At 73.5% G+C, this 25,116-nt stretch carries 21 protein-coding genes; 14 read left to right on the forward strand and 7 right to left on the reverse strand.

The genetic code is table 11. The annotated features are described in order from the left end of the window. The first annotated feature begins 16 nt into the window (after positions 1-16). Positions 17-1,189, forward strand: coding sequence for an ADP-forming succinate--CoA ligase subunit beta (gene sucC / locus ABT014_RS10505; RefSeq protein WP_350638285.1), 1,173 nt, complete (start codon positions 17-19; stop codon positions 1,187-1,189). Positions 1,190-1,205: 16 nt separating this feature from the next. Further along, positions 1,206-2,090 (forward strand): succinate--CoA ligase subunit alpha, encoded by an 885-nt coding sequence (gene sucD / locus ABT014_RS10510; RefSeq protein WP_350638286.1) that lies wholly within the window; start codon positions 1,206-1,208, stop codon positions 2,088-2,090. A 100-nt stretch (positions 2,091-2,190) separates the two neighbouring features. Here the strand turns inward: sucD and ABT014_RS10515 are convergent, their stop codons facing one another. After that, positions 2,191-3,699, reverse strand: coding sequence for a LuxR C-terminal-related transcriptional regulator (locus ABT014_RS10515; protein WP_350638287.1), 1,509 nt, complete (start codon positions 3,697-3,699; stop codon positions 2,191-2,193). 117 nt (positions 3,700-3,816) lie between these two features. On the opposite strand from ABT014_RS10515, the gene ABT014_RS10520 reads away from it, so the two are divergent. After that, complete coding sequence (locus ABT014_RS10520; RefSeq protein ID WP_350638288.1) at positions 3,817-5,259, forward strand: cell division protein PerM; 1,443 nt, start codon at positions 3,817-3,819, stop codon at positions 5,257-5,259. A 359-nt stretch (positions 5,260-5,618) separates the two neighbouring features. On the opposite strand, the gene ABT014_RS10525 is transcribed toward ABT014_RS10520, so the two are convergent. Next, a complete protein-coding gene (locus ABT014_RS10525) occupies positions 5,619-6,257 on the reverse strand; it encodes a hypothetical protein (RefSeq protein WP_350638289.1) in 639 nt (212 codons plus the stop codon). A gap of 466 nt (positions 6,258-6,723) precedes the next feature. On the opposite strand from ABT014_RS10525, the gene purN reads away from it, so the two are divergent. Together purN and purH are read left to right on the forward strand one after the other, a co-directional pair. Further along, positions 6,724-7,326 carry a phosphoribosylglycinamide formyltransferase gene (purN, locus tag ABT014_RS10530; RefSeq protein WP_502894935.1) on the forward strand — a complete coding sequence of 201 codons (603 nt, stop codon included), beginning with the start codon at positions 6,724-6,726 and terminating at the stop codon, positions 7,324-7,326. Further along, a complete protein-coding gene (gene purH, locus ABT014_RS10535; RefSeq protein WP_350638290.1) occupies positions 7,323-8,903 on the forward strand; it encodes a bifunctional phosphoribosylaminoimidazolecarboxamide formyltransferase/IMP cyclohydrolase in 1,581 nt (526 codons plus the stop codon). Before purN ends, purH begins: the two co-directional genes overlap by 4 nt. 131 nt (positions 8,904-9,034) lie before the next feature. Here purH and ABT014_RS10540 read toward each other — a convergent pair whose 3' ends face one another. The 3 genes from ABT014_RS10540 to ABT014_RS10550 all read right to left on the reverse strand — a co-directional run bounded on the left by ABT014_RS10540 (position 9,035) and on the right by ABT014_RS10550 (position 10,596). After that, on the reverse strand, positions 9,035-9,691 hold the full coding sequence (locus tag ABT014_RS10540) for an RDD family protein (RefSeq protein ID WP_350638291.1): 657 nt from the start codon (positions 9,689-9,691) through the stop codon (positions 9,035-9,037). A 144-nt stretch (positions 9,692-9,835) separates the two neighbouring features. Further along, complete coding sequence (locus ABT014_RS10545) at positions 9,836-10,258, reverse strand: DUF2752 domain-containing protein (protein WP_350638292.1); 423 nt, start codon at positions 10,256-10,258, stop codon at positions 9,836-9,838. Further along, complete coding sequence (locus ABT014_RS10550) at positions 10,258-10,596, reverse strand: DUF4190 domain-containing protein (RefSeq protein ID WP_350638293.1); 339 nt, start codon at positions 10,594-10,596, stop codon at positions 10,258-10,260. The genes ABT014_RS10545 and ABT014_RS10550 overlap by 1 nt, the downstream gene beginning before the upstream one ends. Before the next feature lie 585 nt (positions 10,597-11,181). On the opposite strand from ABT014_RS10550, the gene ABT014_RS10555 reads away from it, so the two are divergent. The 6 genes from ABT014_RS10555 to ABT014_RS10580 all read left to right on the forward strand — a co-directional run bounded on the left by ABT014_RS10555 (position 11,182) and on the right by ABT014_RS10580 (position 16,740). After that, positions 11,182-12,036, forward strand: a complete 855-nt coding sequence (locus tag ABT014_RS10555) for a bifunctional methylenetetrahydrofolate dehydrogenase/methenyltetrahydrofolate cyclohydrolase (protein WP_350638294.1) — start codon at positions 11,182-11,184, stop codon at positions 12,034-12,036. A gap of 6 nt (positions 12,037-12,042) precedes the next feature. Further along, positions 12,043-12,456, forward strand: coding sequence for a DUF3017 domain-containing protein (locus ABT014_RS10560; protein ID WP_350638295.1), 414 nt, complete (start codon positions 12,043-12,045; stop codon positions 12,454-12,456). 269 nt (positions 12,457-12,725) lie between these two features. Continuing rightward, positions 12,726-13,718 carry a malate dehydrogenase gene (locus tag ABT014_RS10565; protein ID WP_350638296.1) on the forward strand — a complete coding sequence of 331 codons (993 nt, stop codon included), beginning with the start codon at positions 12,726-12,728 and terminating at the stop codon, positions 13,716-13,718. A gap of 89 nt (positions 13,719-13,807) precedes the next feature. After that, positions 13,808-15,121 carry a hemolysin family protein gene (locus ABT014_RS10570; protein ID WP_350638297.1) on the forward strand — a complete coding sequence of 438 codons (1,314 nt, stop codon included), beginning with the start codon at positions 13,808-13,810 and terminating at the stop codon, positions 15,119-15,121. Positions 15,122-15,151: 30 nt separating this feature from the next. Then, positions 15,152-16,189 (forward strand): tryptophan--tRNA ligase, encoded by a 1,038-nt coding sequence (gene trpS, locus ABT014_RS10575; RefSeq protein WP_350638298.1) that lies wholly within the window; start codon positions 15,152-15,154, stop codon positions 16,187-16,189. Then, positions 16,189-16,740 (forward strand): 2'-5' RNA ligase family protein, encoded by a 552-nt coding sequence (locus tag ABT014_RS10580; protein ID WP_350638299.1) that lies wholly within the window; start codon positions 16,189-16,191, stop codon positions 16,738-16,740. Before trpS ends, ABT014_RS10580 begins: the two co-directional genes overlap by 1 nt. 102 nt (positions 16,741-16,842) lie before the next feature. Here the strand turns inward: ABT014_RS10580 and ABT014_RS10585 are convergent, their stop codons facing one another. Continuing rightward, positions 16,843-20,397, reverse strand: coding sequence for a bifunctional glycosyltransferase/CDP-glycerol:glycerophosphate glycerophosphotransferase (locus ABT014_RS10585; protein WP_350638300.1), 3,555 nt, complete (start codon positions 20,395-20,397; stop codon positions 16,843-16,845). Positions 20,398-20,625: 228 nt separating this feature from the next. On the opposite strand from ABT014_RS10585, the gene ABT014_RS10590 reads away from it, so the two are divergent. The 3 genes from ABT014_RS10590 to ABT014_RS10600 all read left to right on the forward strand — a co-directional run bounded on the left by ABT014_RS10590 (position 20,626) and on the right by ABT014_RS10600 (position 23,753). Then, positions 20,626-21,627 (forward strand): glycosyltransferase family 2 protein, encoded by a 1,002-nt coding sequence (locus ABT014_RS10590; RefSeq protein ID WP_502894923.1) that lies wholly within the window; start codon positions 20,626-20,628, stop codon positions 21,625-21,627. 177 nt (positions 21,628-21,804) lie between these two features. Beyond that, positions 21,805-22,758 carry a YihY/virulence factor BrkB family protein gene (locus ABT014_RS10595; RefSeq protein WP_350638301.1) on the forward strand — a complete coding sequence of 318 codons (954 nt, stop codon included), beginning with the start codon at positions 21,805-21,807 and terminating at the stop codon, positions 22,756-22,758. 119 nt (positions 22,759-22,877) lie between these two features. Next, a complete protein-coding gene (locus ABT014_RS10600) occupies positions 22,878-23,753 on the forward strand; it encodes a class I SAM-dependent methyltransferase (protein ID WP_350638302.1) in 876 nt (291 codons plus the stop codon). A gap of 36 nt (positions 23,754-23,789) precedes the next feature. Here the strand turns inward: ABT014_RS10600 and ABT014_RS10605 are convergent, their stop codons facing one another. Beyond that, positions 23,790-25,070, reverse strand: a complete 1,281-nt coding sequence (locus tag ABT014_RS10605) for a D-alanyl-D-alanine carboxypeptidase family protein (RefSeq protein ID WP_350638303.1) — start codon at positions 25,068-25,070, stop codon at positions 23,790-23,792. Positions 25,071-25,116: the final 46 nt, after the last annotated feature.

The raw sequence follows: 25,116 nt of genomic DNA on the forward strand, positions 1-25,116 counted from the left end.
GAACAAGGACAAACACGTGGACCTGTTCGAGTACCAGGCGAGGGACCTCTTCGCCAAGCACGGTGTACCCGTGCTTGACGGCGATGTCATCGAGACCGCCGCAGACGCTGCCGCCATCGCGGAGCGCTTCGGCGGCCGCGCCGTCGTCAAGGCTCAGGTGAAGGTGGGCGGCCGGGGCAAGGCCGGTGGCGTCAAGCTCGCCGCCGACCCGGCCGACGCCGTCACCAAGGCCGAGGCGATCCTCGGGATGGACATCAAGGGCCACACCGTTCACAAGGTGATGCTGGCCCAGACCGCGGACATCAAGGACGAGTACTACGTCTCGTTCCTGCTGGACCGCACCAACCGCACCTTCCTGGCCATGGCCAGCGTCGAGGGCGGCGTGGAGATCGAGGTCGTCGCCGAGGAGAACCCGGACGCGCTGGCCAAGATCCCGGTCGACGCCAACGAGGGCTGCACCCCGGAGAAGGCCGCCGAGATCGTCGCTGCGGCGAAGTTCCCGGCCGAGGTGGCCGACCAGGTCGCCGAGGTCCTGCAGAAGCTCTGGAAGGTCTTCATCGCCGAGGACGCGCTCCTCGTCGAGGTCAACCCGCTGATCAAGTCCGGCGAGGGCAAGATCATCGCGCTCGACGGCAAGGTCTCGCTGGACGAGAACGCCGAGTTCCGCCAGCCGGAGCACGAGGCGCTCGAGGACAAGGCCGCCGCGAACCCGCTGGAGGCCGCGGCCAAGGCCAAGGGCCTCAACTACGTCAAGCTCGACGGCGAGGTCGGCATCATCGGCAACGGCGCGGGTCTCGTCATGAGCACCCTCGACGTCGTCGCCTACGCCGGTGAGCAGCACGGCAACGTGAAGCCGGCCAACTTCCTCGACATCGGCGGCGGCGCGTCCGCCGAGGTGATGGCGAACGGCCTGGAGATCATCCTGGGCGACCCCGACGTCAAGTCGGTCTTCGTCAACGTCTTCGGCGGCATCACCGCGTGCGACGCGGTCGCCAACGGCATCGTGCAGGCCCTGGCCCTCCTCGAGGAGAAGGGCGAGGCCGTCACCAAGCCCCTCGTCGTCCGCCTGGACGGCAACAACGCCGAGCTGGGTCGCAAGATCCTGACCGACGCCAACCACCCGCTGGTTCAGCAGGTGGACACCATGGACGGTGCGGCCGACCGCGCCGCCGAGCTGGCCAACAAGTAAGGGAGAGGACTGAATCATGGCTATCTTCCTCACCAAGGACAGCAAGGTCATCGTCCAGGGCATGACCGGCTCCGAGGGTATGAAGCACACCCGTCGGATGCTCGCCTCGGGCACCCAGATCGTCGGTGGCGTGAACCCGCGCAAGGCCGGCACCAGCGTTGACGTCGACGGCACCGAGGTGCCCGTCTTCGGCACCGTCGCCGAGGCCATGGAGAAGACCGGTGCCGATGTCACCGTCATCTTCGTGCCGCCGAAGTTCACCAAGGACGCCGTCGTCGAGGCGATCGACGCGGAGATCGGCCTCGCGGTCGTCATCACCGAGGGTGTCCCGGTCCACGACTCGGCCGCCTTCTGGGCCTACGCCGGCTCCAAGGGCAACAAGACCCGCATCGTCGGCCCGAACTGCCCCGGCCTGATCTCCCCCGGACAGTCCAACGCGGGCATCATCCCGGCGGACATCACGACCTCCGGTCCGATCGGCCTGGTCTCCAAGTCGGGCACGCTGACCTACCAGCTCATGTACGAGCTGCGCGACCTGGGCTTCTCCTCGGCCGTGGGCATCGGCGGCGACCCGGTCATCGGCACCACCCACATCGACGCCCTCGCGGCGTTCGAGGCGGACCCGGAGACCAAGATCATCGTGATGATCGGCGAGATCGGCGGCGACGCCGAGGAGCGTGCCGCGGCCTACATCGCCGAGCACGTCACCAAGCCGGTCGTCGGCTACGTCGCGGGCTTCACCGCCCCCGAGGGCAAGACCATGGGCCACGCCGGCGCCATCGTCTCGGGCTCCTCGGGCACCGCGCAGGCGAAGAAGGAGGCCCTCGAGGCCGCCGGTGTCAAGGTCGGCAAGACGCCGTCCGAGACCGCTCGCCTGGCCCGTGAGCTGATCGCCAAGTAAGGCAGCCACGCCCGAGGGCGCCGCGGTCGGGATCCGACCGCGGCGCCCTCGGCGTTTCTGCCGGCGCTGCCCGGCTGTGCGGGCCGGGGCAGGTGGGGCGTCAGCGCAGCAGGTCGGCGAGGGCCGGCAGACCCGACGGCGTGCCGGCCGGGCACGGCCGCAACGGCGGGCAGCCGACCGGCACCGGCAGCACCTCCGCGGCGGCCGCCGCCGAGACCACGGCCTGCGGCGGCGGCGCGGGGGAGCGCAGCGACGCCCGGACCAGCACCACCGGCCGGGCCCCCGCGACCTCGCACCAGTGGCTGCGCAGCCCCGCCTCGGCGCCGGGCAGCACCGGCCCCGCGCTGCCGCTCTCGGCCGTCGAACACAGCGGCGGCGGCACCGACGGCGTCGAGCGGAACAGGTCGGCCGGCCCGCTGCCGAGCAGCGTGGCGACCACCGCGCCGCCCACCGCCACCGTCAGCAGCGCCGCCCCGCCGGTGACCGCGCCCGTCCGCAGCCGGCTCTCGGCGGTCAGCAGCTTGGGGGACGGCTTCCACGGCGTCGCGCAGCCGTGCACGGCCGCCCGGTGCAGCAGCTCGCCCAGCCGGTCCGCGAACTCCGGCGCGGCCGGGTCCGCACCCACCAGGTCCGGCACCTCGCGGGCCAGCGCCGCCCGGGCCGCCCGGACCCGGCCGGCGGCGGCCGGGGTGCTCGCCTCCACCTCGACCGCGACCTCCTCGACCGGCACGCCCAGCGCGTCGTGCAGCACCAGCGCCCAGCGCCGCGGGCGCGACAGCCGGCGCAGCGCCTTCAGCAGGGCCTTGTCGCGCGGGGTCAGCCGATCCTCCGGGCCGACCCCGGCCGGGCCGACCCGGATCCGCCGGTGCGGCAGGGTGAACAGATGGGCCCGCCGGGGACCGCCGCGGCGCCAGGGGGAGAGCGCCGCCTCGAACGCCCGGCCGCGGATCCAGCCCTCCGGGTCGGGCAGCGCCGAAACCTCCTCCCACTGCCGGGACGCCGTCCCGAGTGCCAGGTGGGCGCAGTGCACCGCGCGGTGCCGGCAGGCGGTCAGCAGGAAGGTCTGCTGGACCAGCCGGTCGTGCACGGCGAGGCAGAAGTCGGCGAACGCGGCGGGTGCGGGGACGGGGGTGGGGGTCGCGGCGGGCGGTGCTTCGGGTGCACCGGCAATGGCGGGGGCTGTGGGGGCGGGCGCGGGTGGGGGAGTGGGTCCGGCCGCGGGTCGGGCGGGACCCGGGCGCCGTCCCGGACGGGCTGCCGGTTTCCCGGCCGGCCCGTCCGCCGTACGTGCCACCGGGCGCGCGCGGCCGGGTGGGGCGCTCGCCCGGCCGACCAGCGCCGCCGCCTCGGCCGTCGTCCGCACGCCCAGCTTCCGCAACGCCCGGTGCAGCCGGGTGCGGGCGAGCGACGGGGAGAGCCGCAGCTCGGCGGCGATGGCGGGCAGCTCCTCGCCGGCCGCCAGCCTGCTCAGCAGCTCCGCCTCACGGGCGGTGAGCAGCCGCAGCAGGCGGGCCGGATCGCGCCGCGCACCCTGCGGCGCCCGGGTGCGGTCGGGCGTGGCGGGCGTGGGCTTCCTGGACCGCTTTCCGCTGGTCGGGGGAGCGTTCACCGTGTTTCCTCGATCCGGCTCCAGGGCGAATTTAGGCACATGTACCGATAATCCGGGACACGGCGAAGGTTTGCGCGTTGACACGACGTAGTGGGCCCGCTTGGGAGCATGAAGCCCATGACGCAGCTGATGGGCCGTCCGATCCTGGGCCTGCCGAGCGAGCTGGGCTCCCGCTCGGTCATGGCCGACCTGCTCATGGGGGCGCGCACCGCTCTTCTCACGCTCTCCGTGGTGGCCGTCCCGGTGCTCGGGATCTGGGTGCTGGTCCCGTACTCGGACGACACCGCCGCCGATGCCGCCCGGCTGGCCTTCGGGCTCTGGCTGCTGGGCCACGGGGCTCCGCTGGCCCGGGGCCCGGAGGCCGGCCCGGTCACGGTCACCCCGTTGCTGCTGACGGCGGTCACCGTCCTCCTGCTCCACCGGGCGGGGCGACGGGTCGGCCGACGCGGTCGCCCGGGTTGGCGCGCGCCGCTGGCCATGGCCGCCGGCTACCTGGCGGTGGCAGCCCTGGCGGTGGCGCAGTGCACGGCGTCGGAGACGGTGCTCCGGTCCAGGCCGCTGCCCGACCTGGCCATGGTGGCGGTGGTGCTGGCGGGCGGGCTCGGACCCGGTCTGTGGATCGGGTACGGGCGGCCGCTGCCCTGGAGCCCCTCGGGGTCGCCCGGCCCGGCCCGGCCGGCCGAGCGGTGGGCCGAGCGGTGGGCGGAGCGGTGGGCGGAGCGGTACGAGCGGTGGAGTCCGCCGGCCGGGGCGCCGGTCGCCGTGCTCCGGGCGGCCGCCCTCTGGTCGCTGGGGATGCTGGCCGGCGGCGGAGCGCTGCTCACCCTGGCCGTGCTGCTCGGCGCGGCCGGACACTCGGCACACACCCTGGGCGGTGGCCCGGCGGGCTACGTCGGACTGCTGCTGGCCTGCGCCCTGCTGATCCCCAACGCGGTGCTGTGGGCCGCCGGCTACGCCCTGGGGACGGGCTTCGCGGTCGGCACCGGCACGCTGGTGGCGCCGACCGGGACCAGTCTCGGCGCGCTCCCCGAGTTCCCGCTGCTGGCGGTGGTGCCGCAGCCCGGTGGCGGCCCGTGGTGGCTGCTGGTGTGCGTCCTGCCGGCGGTGGCAGGGGTCCTGCCCGCGCTGCTGCTCGGCCGGGTGGCGGCCGGGACGGTCGGAGCAGCGGGCGCGGCGGAGCGGGCCGGGGCGGACGGCCCGCGCTGGTCGGTCGGGGCCGTCGCGGCGGCTGCGGTGGCCGCTGCCGTGCTGACCGGCGCGCTGGCGGTGATCGTCGCCTGGGCGTCGGGCGGGGCCCTGGCGGGCGGCCGGATGTCCGAGCTCGGCCCGGAGCCTTGGCGGACGGGGGCGGCGGTCGCGGGCTGGATGGTCGGTACGGTCCTGCCGGGCGCCCTGCTGGCCCGCTGGTGGTACCTGCGGGGGACGGCTCCGGAGTGGTGGCAGCGGCCGACCCGGCTCGCGGCCAGGTGGACGGCCTGCACCCGGGCGGCCCTGCACCGGACCCTCACCCGCATCGCCGAGCTGCCGCTGCCGTTCGCCCGCCGCGGCCGCCGCGACTGACGCGGAACCAGGGCTGGTACCGGCCGGCGGGTCCCTCGGCGACGGAACGACTCGGAGGCGGAGCCGGTCGGTGCCCGAGCGACCGGGAAGCGGAGGGTCCCGCGCGGAGCCGGAACCCTCCGCGACGGAGCAGATCGGCGCCCGAGAAGCTCGACGACGGATCGGCTTCGCTCCGGAACGGCTCGTGGCCCGAGCATGTCCGACCCGGAACGTCTCGCGGTCGGAGCGGATCGGAGCAGGCTCGTCAGCGGAGAGGCTCGTCACCGGAGCTACCCCGCCGCCGAGCTACCCCGACTAGGAGTCATCGCAGCGCAGAGTTGCCCCGCCCCGGAGCGACCCCGCCCCCGATCAGCTCGACCTCAGAGCGCGTCCGGGTCCAGCACCGCGACCAGCCAGGTCGGCGCCGGGTCGCTGGTGCGGCAGCTGTGGGTGGCTTCGATGGTCGGGGCGTCCTGCACGCAGACCACGTAGTCGTTGTAGTAGATCAGGGTGCCGAACCAGCCGAGCGTGAAGAGCACCGCCACCGCCCCGGTGAACAGTCCGCTCAGCGCGGCCGGTGCCTGCGGCTGGTTCGGCTGCGGGCCGGCCGGCGCCACGGCGGCCGTGCGCCCGGCCCGGAGCGAGGAGATCGCCCAGTAGACGGCGAGCGCGCCGAGCAGCAGCGCGACGTAGAAGATGCCGAGGAGCAGGCAGAACAGGCCGCCGAGTCCCGCGCTGAGCGCGTACCGGGCCCGCCGCTGGGTGGGGTCGTTCGGGTCGAACTTGGGCGCCGGCTGCGGCGGTGTCCAGCCGCCGCGGTAGCCGGGGCTCCACGGGTGCGGCGGCGGGACCTGCGGCTGGTCCTCCGGACCGTCGCCCTCCTGGGTGGGCGGGGACGGCGGGGACTGCGGCGCCGGCGGCGGGGCGGCCGCGGGGAGCCGGGGCTGCCACGGCTGATCGGGGGCGTCCGCAGGCGGCGGCGCGAACGGGTTGCGCTCGCCGGTGCTGTCTCCGCTCATGGTGTCAGCCATTCCTTACTCGTCGGTGCGGCGATGACCGCCTGGCGGCCCGCCGTCCGGCGGTCCGCCGCTCAATGATCCCGCAGCCCGGCCGTGGCCGTGCGGCGCCCCACCAGGTTGGTCCCGGGAGGTCCGCGTGCCGCCCCCGGAGCGTCCGGCGAGATCCCCGTCTCAACTACGCGCGTAGCGTTGCCGGGCGGTTACGGTGGCCCTTTCACCAGCCGTTATCGTGGTGACGGTCAGCAGCTCGGATGGGTTCCCGGCCCGCCGTGGCAGTGCGGTCACCCCGCAGCCCCGGCACCCGGCTCGACCTGGCGCCGCCCGTAGTGGCCCCACCGACGGTGGATGTACCAGCGGGCGCCAACGACGTACGGAGAATCGCGCAGTGGCCGCCGCTTCCGCCCAAGTCCTCCCCCCGGCCTCCCCGCAGGCCTTCCCGCCCCGCACCCCGGGCCCGGCCCGCCTGGTGGTCCTGGTCTCCGGCTCCGGGACCAACCTGCAGGCGCTGATCGACGCCGTGGCCGACCCGGCGTACGGTGCCGAGATCCTGGCCGTGGGCGCCGACCGGGACGGCGTGGCCGGACTGGAGCGCGCCGAGCGGGCCGGCATCCCGACCTTCGTCGAGCGGATCAAGGACCACGCCGACCGGGCCGCCTGGGACCGCGCGCTGACCGCCGCCGTCGCGCGGTACCGGCCGGACCTGGTGGTCACGGCCGGGTTCATGAAGATCCTCGGCCCGGAGTTCGTCGCCGCCTTCGCCGGACGGATCGTCAACACCCATCCCGCCCTGCTGCCCGCCTTCCCCGGCGCCCACGGCGTCCCGGACGCCCTCGCCTACGGCGTGAAGGTGACCGGCTGCACCGTCCACCTGGTCGACGGCGGGGTGGACACCGGACCGATCATCGCGCAGGGCGTGGTGGAGGTCCTCGACGCCGACCACCAGGACGGCGGCGAAGCGCTGCACGAGCGCATCAAGACTGTCGAGCGCCAGTTGCTCGTCGACGTCGTGGGCCGACTGGCCCGCGAAGGTCACCGCATCGAAGACCGAAAGGTATGGATCCCGGCATGAGCGCCGCCTCCAGCACCACTCCTCCCGTCTCCGAGAACGTACGCCCGATCCGGCGTGCCCTGATCAGCGTGTACGACAAGACCGGGCTGGAGGAGCTGGCCCAGGGCCTGCACGCCGCCGGGGTCGCCATCGTCTCCACCGGTTCGACCGCGGGCCGGATCGCCGCCGCCGGCGTGCCGGTCACCGAGGTCTCCGAGCTGACCGGCTTCCCGGAGTGCCTGGACGGGCGCGTCAAGACGCTCCACCCCCGCGTGCACGCCGGCGTGCTGGCCGACCTGCGGCTGGAGTCGCACCGCGCGCAGCTGGCGGAGCTCGGCGTCGAGCCGTTCGACCTGGTCGTGGTCAACCTCTACCCGTTCAAGGCCACCGTCGCCTCCGGCGCCACCCCGGACGAGTGCGTCGAGCAGATCGACATCGGCGGCCCGTCGATGGTCCGCGCGGCCGCCAAGAACCACCCCTCGGTGGCCGTGGTGGTCGACCCGGCCCGCTACGCCGACGTCCTGGACGCGGTCGAGGGCGGCGGCTTCGACCTGGCCACCCGCAAGCGGCTGGCCGGTGCGGCCTTCGCCCACACCGCGGCCTACGACGTGGCCGTCGCCTCCTGGTTCGAGGCCGGCTACGCGGCCGGCGACGAGCGCTTCCCCGCGTTCCTCGGCGCCACCTGGGAGCGCCAGAACGTGCTGCGCTACGGCGAGAACCCGCACCAGGGCGCCGCGCTCTACAGCGACGGCACCGGCGGTCTGGCCGGCGCCGAGCAGCTGCACGGCAAGGAGATGTCCTACAACAACTACGTGGACACCGACGCCGCCCGCCGCGCCGCCTACGACCACGCCGAGCCGGCCGTCGCCATCATCAAGCACGCCAACCCGTGCGGCATCGGGATCGGCGCGGACGTGGCCGAGGCGCACCGCAAGGCGCACGCCTGCGACCCGCTGTCCGCGTTCGGCGGCGTCATCGCGGTCAACCGCCCGGTCACCGTCGAGCTGGCCGAGCAGATCGCCGAGATCTTCACCGAGGTCGTCGTGGCCCCGGCGTACGAGGACGGCGCCGTCGAGGTGCTGGCCCGCAAGAAGAACATCCGGGTGCTGCGTGCCCCCGACGCCCCCACCGGCCGCCTGGAGGTCCGCCCGGTCTCCGGCGGGGTGCTGCTCCAGGAGACCGACCGGATCCACGCCGAGGGCGACGACCCGTCGACCTGGACGCTGGCCACCGGTGCGGCGCTGACGGAGGCGGAGCTGGCCGAGCTGGCGTTCGCCTGGCGGGCCTGCCGGGCCGTCAAGTCCAACGCGATCCTGCTGGCCAAGGACGGCGCCTCGGTCGGCGTCGGCATGGGCCAGGTCAACCGGGTCGACTCGGCCAAGCTGGCCGTCGCGCGGGCCGGCGAGCGCGCGCAGGGCTCGTACGCCGCCTCCGACGCCTTCTTCCCGTTCCCGGACGGCCTCCAGGTGCTGCTCGACGGCGGCGTCAAGGCCGTGGTGCAGCCGGGTGGTTCGGTCCGCGACGAGGAGGTCGTGGCGGCCGCCGCCGCGGCCGGCGTGACGATGTACCTGACCGGCACCCGGCACTTCTTCCACTGATCACCCGCGCCGATCGGTCGCACCGATCGCCCGCACGACGCCGAGGGCCCCGTACTCCGTGGACGGAGTACGGGGCCCTCGGCGTCGACGCCCGACTGATCGGGCGCTCAGCAGCTCGGACGGACGGCTGGTCAGCCGGCCTTGACGACCACGGTGCCCATGATCTTGTCCGCGAAGGTCTGCTTCTTCGCGTCCCACAGCGGCCAGAGGTAGCCGATGCAGCAGAAGCCGTCCAGGATGTGCAGCGCCTCACGGCCGAAGGCCGCGCCGAAGCTGAGCTTCTGGCCGTCCGACTCGCGCACCATCCGGATGCTGACGGCCTTCTGGCCGATCGACTGGCCGGTGGCCTTCATCGCGGCGATGCCGGCCCAGATCAGCACGTTGGCCAGCAGGATGCCGGCGTAGTAGCCGCCGGTGCCGGTGGTCTCGGTGTGCGGGTAGCCGGTCCCCGAGTAGGTCGTGGTGACCGACGGGGTGAGCGCCGCGAAGACCACGATGTACGGGATCAGGCCGATCAGCAGGTGGTCGATGAGGAACGCGACCACGCGGCTGCCCCAGCCCGCGTAGAAGTTCTGCACCGCACCGGCGTTGGGGTAGCCGCCGCCCGGCTGCTGCGGGTAGGCGTAGCCCTGCTGCGGCGGGATGCCGTAGCCCGGGGCCGGCGGCGGGGCCTGCTGCGGGTACCCGTAACCGGGGGCCGGCGGCGGCGCCTGCTGCGGGTAGCCGTAGCCGGGCGGCGGCGGGGGCTGCTGGCCGTAGGGGTTGTTCGGGTCGGGCGGGTAGCTCATCTCTGCCTCCGGGCAGGAAGGGGACAGCGGGACGGGACAGGAAGTGATTCCTGCGACGGACGGGCAGTTGAGGTGCCGACCGGGTGGGACATTAGCGGAAGATACTGACACCGCGTGGGTCAATACCTGTCAGGAACGGGTTGTTCAGGGCCGGGCGATGCCGAGCCGGTTCAACTGCCAGGCCCAGGCGAGCGCGGCGGCGCCGGCGATCAGCGCGTTCCGTCGGCCGTTCGGCAGCTCCCACCACCAGCGGCCGGCGCCGAGCGGCGCGATCAGCAGGCCGAGGCCCGCCACCACCGTCACCGGGTTCGCGGCCACCGCGGCCAGCAGGTGGCCGTGGCCGGCCTCGATGAAGACCGTGGTGCTGCCGCATCCCGGGCAGGGGATGCCGGTGAACCGGCGCAGCGGGCAGAGCACCCCGGGATCGTGGGCGTCGTGGAGTTGGGCCACCGTCACCGCGGCGAGCAGTGCGCCGCCGCCGCGCGCCAGCACGCGCAGCCAGCCGCCCCTGAGCGTGCCGGCGGTACCGGCCCAGCGGGCGGCCAGCCCCGAGATGGCGGTGGGCATCACGTCAGGCTTTTGGTCAGGGTGTCGTAGAAGACCAGGCCGGCGATGCCGATCAGGATCGCCAGGGTGCTCAGCGCGATCCCGCCGATGGCCTGGGTGCGTCCGACGCCGCTGCGCTGGGCCTTGTTCAGCCCGGCGATCCCGAGGCCGAGGCCGATCGGGCCGAGCATCGCCCCGTAGAAGCAGATGACGATGCCGACGAAGCCCAGCGCCAGGGACGCCGTCGCCATGCTGTTCGGCTCGGCCACCGGCTGCTGGGGGTACGGCTGCGGCGCCGGGTAGGGCTGCTGGGGCGGGTACGGCTGCTGCTGGGGGTAGCCGTAGGCCGGCTGCGGCACGGGCTGCTGGTACGGCGACGGCGGCGGAGTGCCGTACGGCTGCGGCTGCGGGGGCTGTTGCGGATGCTGCGGCGGGCCGTAACCCCCGTAGGGATCCGGCGTTTGGTACGGATTGCTCACTTGTCGTCGTCCCCCGAGTCGTCCCCCGCGTCGGCCCGGACGGCGTGTCACCAGGCCGCGGGCGGCACAGATTGCCCGCCTTATCGTCTGGTCTCGCCCCCCGCGCTGTCCAGCCAGGTCCGCAGGGCGAACACAACTGTGGCGCAACCGCAACCCTGGCCGCGCGGCCCCGGACCCCGTGCCCGGACCGGCCACGGCCCCGTACCGGGCCCTGGGTCCGGCCCCGGCGATCGGCTGCACCCACCGCCCGCGACCCCGATCGCAACCCCGCCCGCGACCCCGCTCGCAGCCGGCCCGCACCACCCCGCCGCACTCCGGCCGCCCCCGTCGCGACCCCGCCGCGCCCTTGTCACACCCGCGCCACCACCTTCTCCGCCGGTCCGGCCGCGACCGTCGCCGCCAGCGCGTCCACGGCGCGAACTCCCCGCATGACGGGGACCTCCGCCGATCCAGGAGAATGGACCCATGACTGCCCAGATTCTCGACGGCAAGGCCACCGCTGCCGCGATCAAGTCCGAACTCGCCGTCCGTGTGTCGGCCCTCAAGGAGCGGGGCATCGTCCCCGGCCTCGGCACCGTCCTGGTCGGCGACGACCCGGGCAGCCGCTGGTACGTCAACGGCAAGCACAAGGACTGCGCCGAGGTCGGCATCGCCTCGATCCAGCGCGAGCTGCCCGCCACCGCCACCCAGCAGGAGGTGGAGGACGTGGTCCGCGAGCTCAACGCCGACCCGGCCTGCACCGGCTACATCGTCCAGCTCCCGCTGCCCAAGGGCCTGGACCAGAACACCGTCCTGGAGCTGATGGACCCGGACAAGGACGCCGACGGGCTGCACCCCACCTCGCTCGGCCGGCTGGCGCTCGGCATCCAGGGCCCGCTGCCGTGCACCCCGCTGGGCATCGTCGAGCTGCTCCGCCGCCACCAGGTGGAGATCGACGGCGCCGAGGTCGTGGTGCTCGGCCGCGGCGTCACCGTCGGCCGGTCGATCGGCCTGCTGCTCACCCGCAAGTCCGAGAACGCCACCGTCACGCTCTGCCACACCGGCACCCGTGACCTGGCGTACCACCTGCGCAAGGCCGACATCGTGGTGGCCGCGGCGGGCGTCCCGCACCTGGTCAAGCCGGAGGACGTGAAGCCCGGCGCCGCCGTGCTGGACGTCGGCGTCAGCCGCAGCGAGGGCAAGATCGTCGGCGATGTGCACCCCGGCGTCGCCGAGGTGGCCGGCTGGATCTCGCCGAACCCGGGCGGGGTCGGTCCGATGACCCGCGCGATGCTGCTCAACAACATCGTCGAGGCGGCCGAGCGCCGCGCCGGCCACTGATCCGCCATGGCGGGTGAGGGAACGCGCCGCACCCGGCGCCGGCCGCAGCGGACCACCGGGACGCTGCCGCCGGAGGGCTCGGGTGCGGCGCTCGACCGGGGCCACGCCCTGCCGGTCCGGCAGTGGCCGATAACGCTGGTGCTCGCCGTCGCGGCGGTGGGGCTGGTCATCACCTCCGCGGGTGACTTCAAGGTCGGCGTGCTGACGGTCGGCTCGGCGCTGCTGCTCGCCGCACTGCTGCGGATGGTGCTGCCCGAGGTGGGGCTGCTCGCGGTCCGCAGCCGGTTCACGGACGTCTCGGTGCTGACCTTCCTCGGTGCGGTGATCGTGCTGCTGACCCTGGTGGCCCAGCCCGACCCGTGGCTGCACCTGCCGGTGCTGGACAACATCGGCAAGCTGATCGGCCGCCAGCGGCACTGACGCCGGCCGGGCCGGAGGACGGGCACCCCCGCCCTCCGGCCCGCCGCGCGCACCGGGCCATCCCGCTGCCGCGCCGCCGCGCCGCGCGGGCGACGCCCGTCCCGCCGGGCCGCCGCCCGCCCGTGTGACGCATCAGCCACGCCCGCGAGCCCCCGGGGCGAGCCCGTTGCGATAGCCTGAGCCGGTTCTCTCGATGTCGAGAGATCATCCTCGGCTCCAGCGCGCCGACGTGCCTGGGGCACGTCGGCGATTTGCTGGAGTAGGCAGAAATGACTCGCACCCCCGTCAATGTCACCGTCACCGGAGCGGCCGGCCAGATCGGCTACGCGCTGCTCTTCCGCATCGCCTCGGGCCACCTGCTCGGCGCCGACGTGCCGGTGAACCTCCGTCTGCTGGAGATCCCGCAGGGTCTGAAGGCCGCCGAGGGCGTCGCCATGGAGCTGGACGACTGCGCCTTCCCGCTGCTGCGCGACATCACTATCACCGACAGCGCCGCGGAGGCCTTCAACGGCGCCAACGTCGGCCTGCTGGTCGGCGCCCGCCCGCGCACCGCCGGCATGGAGCGCGGCGACCTGCTGCAGGCCAACGGTGGCATCTTCGGCCCGCAGGGCAAGGCCATCAACGACAACGCCGCGGACGACATCAAGGTCCTGGTGGTCGGCAACCCGGCCAACACCAACGCCCTGATCGCCCAGCGCAACGCCCCGGACGTGCCGGCCGAGCGCTTCACCGCGATGACCCGCCTGGACCACAACCGCGCGGTCGCGCAGCTCGCCAAGAAGGCCGGCGTCACCGTCGAGGACATCAAGAAGGTCACCATCTGGGGCAACCACTCGGCCACCCAGTACCCGGACCTCTTCCAGGCCGAGATCGCCGGCAAGAGCGGCTTCGAGGCCACCGGCTCGGACCTCGCCTGGGTCGAGAACGACTTCATCCCGACCGTCGCCAAGCGCGGCGCGGCGATCATCGAGGTCCGCGGCGCCTCCTCGGCCGCCTCGGCCGCCAACGCCGCCATCGACCACGTCCACACCTGGGTCAACGGCACCCCGGCCGGCGACTGGACCTCGATGGGCATCGTCTCGGACGGCTCGTACGGCGTGCCCGAGGGCCTGATCTCCTCGTTCCCGGTCACCACCAAGGACGGCAAGTTCGAGATCGTCCAGGGCCTGGAGCTCTCCGAGTTCTCCCGCGCCCGGATCGACGCCTCGGTGCGCGAGCTGGCCGAGGAGCGCGACGCGGTCGCCGAGCTGGGTCTGATCTGATCCTCGGCACCACCGCGGGACCTCCCCGCGAGCACCGGTGAGCGGCCGGGCGGCCAAGTGCCGCCCGGCCGTTCTCCTACACTCGGCGCGTGACAGAAACCATCGAGGACGCCGCACTCGTCCTGGTCTTCATCATGCTGGGCGGCCTCTTCAACGTCGCCGAGATCTCGCTGATCTCGCTGCGCGAGGGCCAGATCCGGGCGCTGGAGTCGGTCGGCACCCGGCGGGCGTCCCGGGCCGCGCACCTGGCCGCCGACCCGAACCGCTTCCTGGCCGCCGTCCAGGTCGGGGTCACCTGCATGGGCTTCCTGTCCGCGGCCTTCGGCGCGGACACCCTGGCGGGCAAGCTGGCGCCGGTCTTCGTCGACCTGGGGCTGTCGCCGGCCGTCGCGGACACCATCGCGCTGGTCGGGCTCACGCTGGTGATCTCGTACGTCTCGCTGGTGCTCGGTGAGCTGACCCCCAAGCGGATCGGTCTGCAGCGGGCGGAGTCGATCGCGCTGCTGGCCGCGCCGGTGGTCGACGTGATGTCGGTGGCGCTGCGCCCGGTGATCTGGCTGCTCGGCCACTCCACCAACCTGATGGTGCGGCTGTTCGGCGGTGACCCGTCGGCCGGCCGCGGCTCGATGAGCTCCGAGGAGCTGCGCGGCCTGGTCGCCGCCAACACCGAACTGGGCAGCGACGAGCGGGCCCTGATCGCCGACGTGTTCGCGGCCGGCGAGCGCCAGCTGCGCGAGGTGATGGTGCCGCGCACCGAGGTCACCTTCCTGGACGCCGAGCGGCTGGTCTCCGAGGTCCGCCCGGAGACCGACTCGGCCCCGCACTCCCGCTACCCGGTGGTGGAGGGCTCGTACGACGCGGTGACCGGCTTCGTGCACGTGCGCGACCTCTACGGCGCGCGCGGCGAGCGGGCCGCCCGGGTCCGTGACCTGGCCCGGCCGGTCAAGCTGCTGCCGGCCACCAAGCGGGTGCTGGAGGCGATGAGCGAGATGCGCCGCGAGGGCCACCACCTGGCGATCGTGGTGGACGAGTACGGCGGCACCGCCGGCATCGTCACGCTGGAGGACCTGGTCGAGGAGCTGATCGGCGAGATCCGGGACGAGTACGACGCCCAGGACACCACCGCCACCCGCCGGCTGGCCGGCGGCGGGGTCGAGCTGGACGGGCTGCTCAACCTCTCCGACTTCACCGAGGAGACCGGGGTCACCCTCCCGGAGGGCCCGTACGAGACGGTGGCCGGCTTCGTGGTGCGGGAGCTGGGACGGCTGCCGCGGCCCGGCGACCAGGTGCCGCTGGAGGGCGGTGCGCTGCTGACCGTGGCCAAGCTGGACGGCCGCCGGATCGAGCGGATCAGGGTGAGTGCCGTCACACTGTCGATTCCTCCAGGGGCAGATGTTTCCTGAGCGGTCGGTGAAGCTGGAACAATGGCCCGCATGGTCAACGCAGCGGTCAGCGGTCCGGTGAAGGACCGCCCCCGGGTCCTCTCCGGTATCCAGCCCACCTCCGGCTCCTTCCACCTCGGCAACTACCTCGGCGCGGTGCGCCAGTGGGTGGCGCTCCAGGAGGAGAACGACGCCTTCTACATGGTGGTCGACCTGCACGCGATCACCGTCGAGCAGGACCCGGCCACCCTCCGGGAGAACACCCGGATCTCGGCCGCCCAGCTGCTCGGCGCCGGGCTGGACCCGGAGCGCTGCACCCTGTTCGTCCAGTCGCACGTGCCCGAGCACGCCCAGCTCGGCTGGGTGATGAACTGCCTCACCGGCTTCGGCGAGGCGGCGCGGATGACCCAGTTCAAGGACAAGTCCGCCAAGCAGGGCAGCGACCGCACCTCGGTCGGCCTGTTCACCTACCCGATCCTGCAGATCGCGGACATCCTGCTCTACCAGGCGGACGCGGTGCCGGTCGGCGAGGACCAGCGCCAGCACCTGGAGCTCACCCGTGACCTCGCGGAGCGCTTCAACAGCCGCTACGCGCCCACCTTCACGCTGCCGAAGCCGTACATCCTCAAGGAGACGGCCAAGATCCTGGACCTCCAGGACCCGACCGCCAAGATGAGCAAGTCGGCCTCCTCCGCCAAGGGCCTGGTCAACCTGCTGGACGAGCCGAAGGTCAGCGCCAAGAAGTTCAAGAGCGCGGTGACCGACACCGGCACGGTGGTCTCCTACGACGAGGAGAACAAGGCCGGCGTCTCCAACCTGCTGCGGATCCACTCCGCGCTCAGCGGGCAGACGATCGACCAGCTGGTCGAGCACTTCGAGGGCAAGATGTACGGCGCGCTCAAGACCGAGCTGGCCGAGCTGTTCACCGACTGGGTGACGCCCTTCCAGGCCCGCACCCAGGGCTACCTGGACGACCCGGCCGAGCTGGACCGGGTGCTCGGCCTCGGCGCGGAGAAGGCGCGCGCGGTCGCCTCCGAGACCCTGTCGACGGTCTACGACCGCATCGGCTTCCTGCCGCCCAAGCGCTGATGCCGCAGCAGTACCGCCCCGAAGGTGACGACCTCGACGAGGTCGTCACCATCGGCGTGTCCATAAGCGTGCCGGATCCGTACGGCGCGCAGATCCAGGACGCCCGGGCGGGCCACGGCGATCCGCTGGCCCGCTCGATACCCACCCACGTGACGCTGCTGCCGCCGACGCCGGTCGCGATCGGCGCGCTGCCGACGATCGAGGCGCACCTGCGGGCGGTCGCGGCCGGCCACCGGCCGTTCCGGATGCTGCTGCGCGGCAGCGGCACCTTCCGCCCGGTCTCCCCGGTGGTCTACGTCCGGGTCGAGGAGGGCGCGCAGGAGTGCCGCGCGCTCGAGGCGGACGTCCGCTCGGGGCCGGTGGCACGGGAGTTGGCCTTCCCCTACCACCCGCACGTGACGGTGGCGCACGGTCTCCCGGAGCCGGTCCTGGACCAGGCCTTCGAGCAGGCCCGCGGCTTCCGGGCGGTCTTCGAGGTGCCCGGTTTCAGCCTCTCCCGGTTCGGCCCGGACGAGGTCTGGCGGCCCTGGCACGGCTACCGCTTCGGCTGACGCCCGCCGACCCGCGCGCCCCGACCCGCGCGCGCCGACTTACGCACGCCGACGACGGTGCCCCGGGGATCAACGGCTGATCCCCGAGGCACCGTCGTGCGGTCAGTCCTTCAGCAGCGCGTCGACGACCCGCGCCGCGGCCTGGCCGTCGTCCAGGTCGCAGTACACCTCGCGGAACGCGGCGTACTTCTCGCGGTACTCCGCGGTGGCCTCCTCGACCCGGCCGAGCGCCGCGACCAGCTCCGCGGAGGTGGCCAGCAGCGGGCCGGGGGCCTGCGCCTCGAAGTCGAAGCTGAACCCGCGCAGGTTGTCCCGGTAGTGCTCCAGGTCGTAGGTGAAGAACAGGATCGGCCGGCCGGTGTTCGCGAAGTCGAACATGGCCGCCGAGTAGTCGGTCACCAGCACGTCCGCGATCAGCAGCAGCTCCGCCATGTCGGGGTAGCTGCCGACGTCCCAGACGTAGCCGTCGCCGGCCCCCGGCACCTGGCCGCAGGTCGCCTCGTGGCCGCGGACCAGCAGCACCTGGTCGTCGGCCAGCGCGGCCCGGGCGGCCGCCAGGTCGAGCCGCAGGTCCAGCTGGTAGCCGTCCTGCGGGCGGCGGCGGTCCTCGCGGAAGGTCGGCGCGTAGAGCACCACCTTCTTGCCCTCGGGCAGGCCCAGCCGCTCGCGGACCCGCTCGGCGGTCTTCTCCCGGTCCGGGGCGAACAGCAGGTCGTTGCGCGGGTAGCCGGTCTCCAGGATCTCGCCCTCGAACCGGAACGCCCGGCGCAGCACCGGGGTCGACCAGCGGCAGGCGGAGACCAGCAGGCTCCACTGCGGGACCTCGGCCTCCAGGTGCTCCAGGTACTCGGAGTCGGTGAACCAGACCTTCTCGAAGTCGTGGCCGATCCGCTTCAGCGGCGTGCCGTGCCAGGTCTGCAGCACCACCTGGCCGGGCCGCCGGGTGAAGAACGGCGGCAGGTGGGTGCTGGTCACCACGTACTTGGCGGTGGCCAGCGCCTCGTACCACTCGGTGGAGAGCCGGCGCAGCGGTTCGGCGCTCTGCGGGGCCTCGGTCTGCAGGTCGTCGGTGGTCCACAGGTGGCGCAGCGGCTCGCCGCGGCGCACCAGCTCCTCGTGGACGGCGCGCGGCGATCCGGCGTACCGGCTGCCGAGGGCCGCGTGGTAGACCACGGTGTCGGTCAGCGGCTGCTGCTGCATCGAGGCGAAGGACTCGCGCAGCTGGCGCTGGCGGAAGGCGCTGCGCTCCTCAGGAGCCAGTATGTCGTGCGACTCCAGCGACAGGCCGTCGTACAGCCGGCGCTCGAGCGCGATCAGCTTGCCGCGGGCCTCCACCTCCAGCGGCAGGCTGCCGTGGCAGGACGGGGCCAGCAGGGCGTGCGGCCACAGGGTGTCGGCGGGCGCCCCGACCGGCCGGAAGAAGACCTCCCAGGTGCCCTTCCGCAGCGGCACCCGGCCGGCGAAGCTGGCGGTGGGCACCGCCGGCAGCGCGGCCTTGAACCGGCCGTCGGCGATCTCCACCGGGTAGCTGTGCTCCTCCTCGCGCCAGCGGTGGCGGACCACCAGCTCGTAGTGGTGCACGCCGGGCAGCGGGAAGCTGCCGCCGAGCAGGAAGCCGTCGGCGCCGCCGGCCGTGGTGATCTCCTCGACCACGGGCTGCAGCACCTGGTCGGCGAACTGCAGGTACCCGCTGGGGGAGGGCTTGGAGTAGAGCGCCCGGGCGCCGGTGCCGATCGGCAGGTCGAGGTGCTCCGGGTCGGCCCGCTCGTCCACCACCACGGGCAGCGTGCTGCCGTCGGCCAGCAGCAGCTCCACGTCCCAGCGGTCGCGCAGCCGCTCGTCGGAGGCGGGGTCGAGGGCGTCCCAGGCGAGGCGGACCTCGGTCAGCGCGTCCACCGGGAAGCTGGAGGTGAAGGGCACCTGGCGGCCGGTCGGCACGCCGAGTTCCAGCGGGAAGACCAGGAAGTTGTCCGAGGACTCGGCGTGCTTGAGCCGCAGCCGGGCGTCGGCCAGGTCGGCGCCGGAGCCGACCAGGCCCTCCAGGGTCACCGTCGCGCGCTCACCGGTGACCTTGACCACCCGGGCGCGGACCCGCTCGACGCGGAGGTTGACGAAGCCGTCCTTGAGCCAGGGGACGATCCGCACGTCCTGTTCGACCCAGTGCACCGGCGGGTACTCGGCGGTGTCGCTCCAGCCGCCGGAGACCCGGCCCTTGTAGACGCCGCCCTTGCCGACGCCGGCGACCAGCAGCCGCCAGGAGCCGTCCTTCCACTGCCCGCGGTGCTTCATCCGCTCGGGGTCGATGGAGGCACTGAAACCGGCCCAGTCGCAGCTGTACAGCGAGTGCGGCGAGCTGGCCGTCGCTTCCGGGCTGTACATCGCCTTGGTCGGCACCGCGACCACGCGGCGGCCGGAACTCTCGCGCAGCACCAGGCCCTTGACCATGTCGTGCTTGCTGGTGGCGCCGAGGTGCTCGGGGAAGGCGTGCCCGGTGAGCTTGAGCCGGCCGTCCACCCAGTGCGCGTCGTACAGCCGGCTGCGCATCACCAGCGCGTTGTCCAGCCGCAGCACCTCCGGCGGCACGCTCTTGCGGCCGCCGCGCAGGAACGGGTAGTCCGCGTACGGGCGCAGCAGGCCGCGCGCGGGGGCGGCGCCGTTGCTGTCCTTCTCGAACCGCAGCTGCTCGACCAGCTCGGCCATCCGGTTCTGCACGGTCAGGTGGTACTTCAGCCGCAGCGGCGCGCGCAGCTTGCGGACCTGGGCGGGGCCGATCGCGCGCAGCAGCCGGCTGACCGACTCCTGGTAGGCGTCCCGGTAGGCCTGGTCGCCCTCCAGCACGGACCAGAAGAACATCGGGATCTCCTCGACGAGGTTGTTCTCGTCGTAGGAGCGCAGGTAGCGGCGGAACTTGGGGTCCTGCTGCTCCTGCAGCCAGGCCCGGACCAGCTCCATCGACTTGACCCGGTCGATGACGCCCTTGGGGTTGAACTTCATCTGCGTGATCGACATCTCGCCGACCTCGCGCTCGCGCCAGTGGTAGATCGGCTCGGAGAGCACGTCCACGCTCTTGGCGAGGTAGTGGTGCGGCACGCTGACCGGGGCGTCCTCGTACAGGATGCCCTCGGGGTAGAGCACCCCGGCGGCGTCGAAGAAGCTGCGCCGGTACACCTTGTTCCACGCCGTGCGGTCGGTGACCAGGGTCGGGATGTCGGTGATGTGGGTGGTGAGCCTGGTCTCCTTGAACGGCTTGCGGTGGCCGCCCGAGGGGTAGAAGCCGATCGCCCGGAAGCGCAGCACGTTGCCGGTGGCGAAGTCGGAGCCGGTCTGGTCCAACGTGCCGATCATCAGCTCGTAGGCGCTGGGGGGCAGGGTGTCGTCACTGTCCACGAAGGCCAGGAACTCGGTGCCCTCGGCGATGTGCCGGTAGCCGGTGTTCCGGGCCGCGCCGAGGCCCTTGTTCTCCTGCTTGACCAGCCGGAAACGGGAGTCCTTGGCCGCGTACGCCTCGGCGATCGCGGCACTGGTGTCCTTGGACCCGTCGTCGACCATGACGCATTCGAAATCGTCGAAGGTCTGGGCGGCGATCGAGTCCAGGCACTCTTCCAGGTAGCGCTCGACATTGTAGATCGGGACGACGACGGAGAGGCGGGGTGCCATCGGCTGCGCAGAGCCTTTCATCAGGTGGTGCGACCGCTCTGCCCGATTTCGGGTGAACCGGGCACTTACCGGCAGCGATCCTACCTTCCGGAGGCTACGGCGGATCGTCGCGCCCGTGCGCGAGGTGCGTCGGCGGCCCGGCGCGGGCTAGGGTGCGGCTGGCCCGTCCCGGCACCGGCCGCCCCGTGTCGCGCCCGGCCCCGACGCCGTCCTGGAATGAGTGATCCCATGCCCCGCTTCAGCGTGATCGTCCCGGTCTACCAGGTGGAGGAGTACCTGGCGGAGTGTCTCGACTCCGTGCTGGGGCAGAGCGGGGCCGACTTCGAGCTGATCGCGGTGGACGACCGCTCGCCGGACGGCTGCGGCGCGATGCTCGACCGGGCCGCCGAACGGGACCCCCGGGTGACGGTGCTGCACCTGCCGGAGAACGTCGGTCTCGGCCGGGCCAGGAACGCCGGCCTCGCGGTCGCCACCGGCGAGTACGTGCTCTTCCTGGACAGCGACGACACCCTCACCCCCGGCCTGCTCGGCCGGGTCGACGAGCGGCTGCGGGCCGGCGCGGACCCGGACATCCTGGTCTACGACTACGCCCGCACGTACTGGGACGGCCGGGTGGTGCGCAGCAGCTCCGCCGCGGTCTTCGGGCGCCCCGGCCCGGACGTCTTCGACCTGGACGCCCGCCCCGACCTGCTGGACCTGCTGATGGTGGTCTGGAACAAGGCCTACAAGCGGGAGTTCATCGACGCGCAGGGCCTCACCTTCCCGGCCGGCTACTACGAGGACACCCCGTGGACCTTCCCGGCGCTGCTCGCCGCCGGACGGATCACGCTGCTCGACGAGGTCGGCCTGCACTACCGGCAGCGCCGCGCGGGCGGCAACATCCTGGCCACCGCGAGCCGCAAGCACTTCGACATCTTCGACCAGTACCGGCTGGTCTTCGACTTCCTCGACCGCCGGCCCGACCTGGCCCGCTGGCGCCCGGTGATCTACGGGCGCATGCTCGACCACCTGACCACCATCGTCAGCAAGCCCGGCCGGATCCCGCCGGGCGACCGCCGGGAGTTCTTCCGCCGCGCCGCCGAGCACTGCGCGCCGCTGCGCCCGGAGGGGTACCGGCCGGCGGGCGGCGCCGCCGGGGCCCGCGCCGAACTGCTCAGCCACGGCCGGTACCTCTCGTTCCAGGGCCTGCGCGGGCTCGCCAAGGCCCGCCGGGTGCTCGCCCGGCGCTGACCGCCCGGCGCTGAACCTGGCCGGCGCTGAACCTGGGGGCCGCGCCCGGCCGGCGCGCAGCCGGGCCCGGTGGGGGTGCCCGAGCGGGTGACACCCCCGGGGTGGCACCCGCCCCGGGGCGTCGGGCGCGCGGTATACAGGGGCGTCCGTCAGTCCCGGCCGGGCGGGAGCGCACCGTTGGAATTCCTGACCAAGCTGCCGGTGATCGGCCCGGTCGCCGCGAAGCTGCTGCGCACCCGCGCGTACCGGGCCTTCGCGCACGTCACCGAGGTGAAGGGCAACCGGCTGGCCGGCTCGGTCACCTACTTCGGTTTCCTGGCGCTGTTCCCGCTGCTCACGGTGGCCTTGGCGGTCGCGGTGGCGGTGCTCTCCGACGCCCGGGTGCAGGACCTCCAGGACGACATCGCCAAGCAGGTGCCGGGCCTGTCCGACTCGCTCGACCTGCCCGGGCTGGTGGCCAACGCGGCCACCGTCGGGGTGATCAGCGGCCTGGTGCTGCTCTACTCGGGCCTCGGCTGGGTCGACACCATGCGCGGCTCGATCCGGGACGTCTGGCGGCTCCCGGACGAGGCCGGCAACCCGGTGCTGCTCAAGGCCAAGGACTGCCTGGTGCTGGTCGGCCTCGGCGCGGTCTGCCTGTTCTCGCTCGGCGCCTCCGCCGCCGCCACCGCGCTGGCCCGGCGGCTGGCCGACGCGATCGGCCTGGAGGGCGGGGCCGGCCGGACCGTGCTGACGGTGGTCGGCCTGCTGATCGCGGTCGCCGCCGACCTGCTGCTCTTCGCGTACCTGCTCGGCCCCTTCCCGCGGATCCCCGGCGGGCGTCGCCGCGACCTGTTCCAGGGGGCGCTGATCGGCGCCGTCGGATTCGAACTGCTCAAGCTGCTGCTCTCCTCCTACCTCGGCTCGGTGGCCGGCAAGAGCCTGTACGGCGCCTTCGGCGTGCCGGTGGCCCTGCTGCTGTGGATCAACTTCGTCACCCGGCTGCTGCTGTACTGCGCGGCCTGGACGGCGCTGGCCGACCCGGTGGCGGCCCGCGGGCGCGCCGAGGCACAGGCCGAAGCGGCGCTCGCCGCTGCCCGTACCGACCCCGACGGCGTCTCGACGGATGGGACGGAAACCGAACACCGATGATCCCGTACCTACTGCGCGGCGGCCGCGCAGTGGTTATGATCCCGGTCACAGTCGAACGGCTCCCCCCGCCAGGTCCCGGTCGAGGCGAGCACACCCCCGCAGCACGCCTGGAGACAGCTGTGACCAGTGCCGACACCACCCCCGCCGCCCCGGCCGCCCGCACGCTGGACGACGTGCCCGGCTGGTTCTTCAAAGCCGATCAAGAACTTTTCGACTGGTTCCTCACCCGACAGACCCAGAGCGGGCGGACCGGTGACCTGATGGAACTCGGCGCCTACCTCGGCCGCAGCGCCATCCTGCTCGGCAGCCACCTGCAGGACGGCGAGACCTTCACCGTCTGCGACCTGTTCGATTCCGATGCGCCCGACGACGACAACTCGGCCGAGATGGCCATGTCCTACCGCAAGACGCTCACCCGGCAGGCCTTCGAGGACAACTACCTGGCCTTCCACGACCGCCTGCCGACCGTGATCCAGGCCCCCACCTCGGTGCTGGCCGACGGTCGCATCCCCGACGGCAGCTGCCGCTTCATCCACATCGACGCCTCGCACCTGTACGAGCACGTGGCGGGCGACATCCAGGTGGCGCGCGCGGCCCTGGCCAAGGACGGCCTGGTGGCCCTGGACGACTACCGGGCCGAGCACACCCCGGGCGTCTCGGCCGCGGTCTGGGAGGCGGTGTTCGCCCACGGCCTGCGGCCGATCCTGCTCACCCCGGAGAAGTTCTACGGCACCTGGGGCGACCCGGAGGAGGCCCAGCGCGAGGTGCTGGGCCGGGACTGGGCCGCCGAGGGCTTCCGGATGGACGAGGACACCATCGCCGGCGCCCGGGTCTACCGGCTCGCCCACGACGAGCAGCCGGCCCCGCCGGCGCCCCGTCCGGCCCCGCCCCGCCGCTCGGCGTCCCGCCGGCTCGCGCTGGACGTGCTCCCGCCGTTCGCCACCAGGGCGGCCCGCCGGGCGCTGCGGGCCGCCCGCGCCCGCCGGACCGGCTGACCCGGGCCCGCGGCCGGGCGACGGCCCCCGGGCGCCTCAGCGCCCGCTGATCGCCGTCGCCCCGGCCGGCACCCGCGACCCGTCCAGCGGCGCCGCCGCCGCGGCCGCCAGCGCCGCCGCCCGCCGCCGGCGAAGCGCCCGGGCCCGCAGCGCCACCAGGCCGCCGATCGCCATGCACAGCGCGCCGGCCATCGTGCCGGTCAGCCCGGCCCCGCTCCTGGCCGCCGCGGCCGGCTGCGCGGGCGCGGCCCGCGGCGGCTCGGCCACCAGGATCGGCTGCTGGAGCGGCTTCCCGGTCGGCTCGGCGGGAGCGGATGCCCCCGGAGCCTGCCCCGGGGGCGCCGGGTCCACCAGCCGGCCCACCGGCGTCACCTTGCCGGCCGCGGCGAAACCCCAGTCGAGCAGCTCGGCCGTCTCGTCGTACACCCGGCTGCTGTTGTTCGGCCGCATCACCGTGACCAGCAGGGTCCGCCCGCCGCGCTCGGCGGCGCCGGTGAAGGTCGCCCCCGCGTTGGTGGTGTAGCCGTTCTTGACGCCGATCAGGCCCTGGTACTGCCCCAGCAGCCGGTCCGTGTTGGCGATCCCGAAGCTGCCGCGCTGCCCGCTCACCTTGTCGAACGCCCCGGGGAACTGCGCCCACCGGGTCGAGCAGTACATCCGGAAGTCCGGGTTGCGCAGCCCCTCGCGGGCGAACAGCGTCAGGTCGTACGCCGAGGAGAGCTGGCCGTCCATGTCGTAGCCCTCGGGCGTGATCACCCGGGTGTCCTGGGCGCCGAGGCGCTGCGCCGTCGCCTGCATCTCGGTGACCGTCTGCTGCACCCCGCCGTTCATCGCGGCCAGCACCCGCACGGCGTCCGCACCGGAACTCAGGAACACCCCCCGCCACAGGTCGTCGACCCGGTAGTCCAGGTCCTCCTTGATGCCGACCAGGCTGCTGCCCGCCCCCATCGACATCAGCTCCTCCGGCGCGACCCGGTGCACCGTCGTCCGGTCCAGCTTCGGCAGGACCACGTCGGCGAAGAGCATCTTCAGGGTGCTGGCCGGCGGCAGCTGCCGGTGCGCGTTGTACGAGGCCAGCACCTCCCCGGTACCGGCATCGGCCACCACCCAGGACTGACCCGTGAGGTCGGCGGGCAGGGCCGGAGCCCCGACGTTCGGCGCGACCTGCACGCCGGACCTCCCCAACAGGTCGCCGCCGACCGGCGGACGCTCCGGGGGCGGCCCGTCCTGCGGGGCGGCCACGGCGACGGGAGCGAGGCACAGCAGGCCGAGGGCCGTTGCTGCGCAGCTGTACGCGATGTGACGGACGCTCTGCATTGCGTGACCGTACCCGCGCGGGGCCGCCCCGGCCCGCCGCGCCGCC

Origin of the sequence: Kitasatospora sp. NPDC094015, from assembly GCF_040304075.1 — a bacterium.
Lineage (GTDB): Bacteria > Actinomycetota > Actinomycetes > Streptomycetales > Streptomycetaceae > Kitasatospora.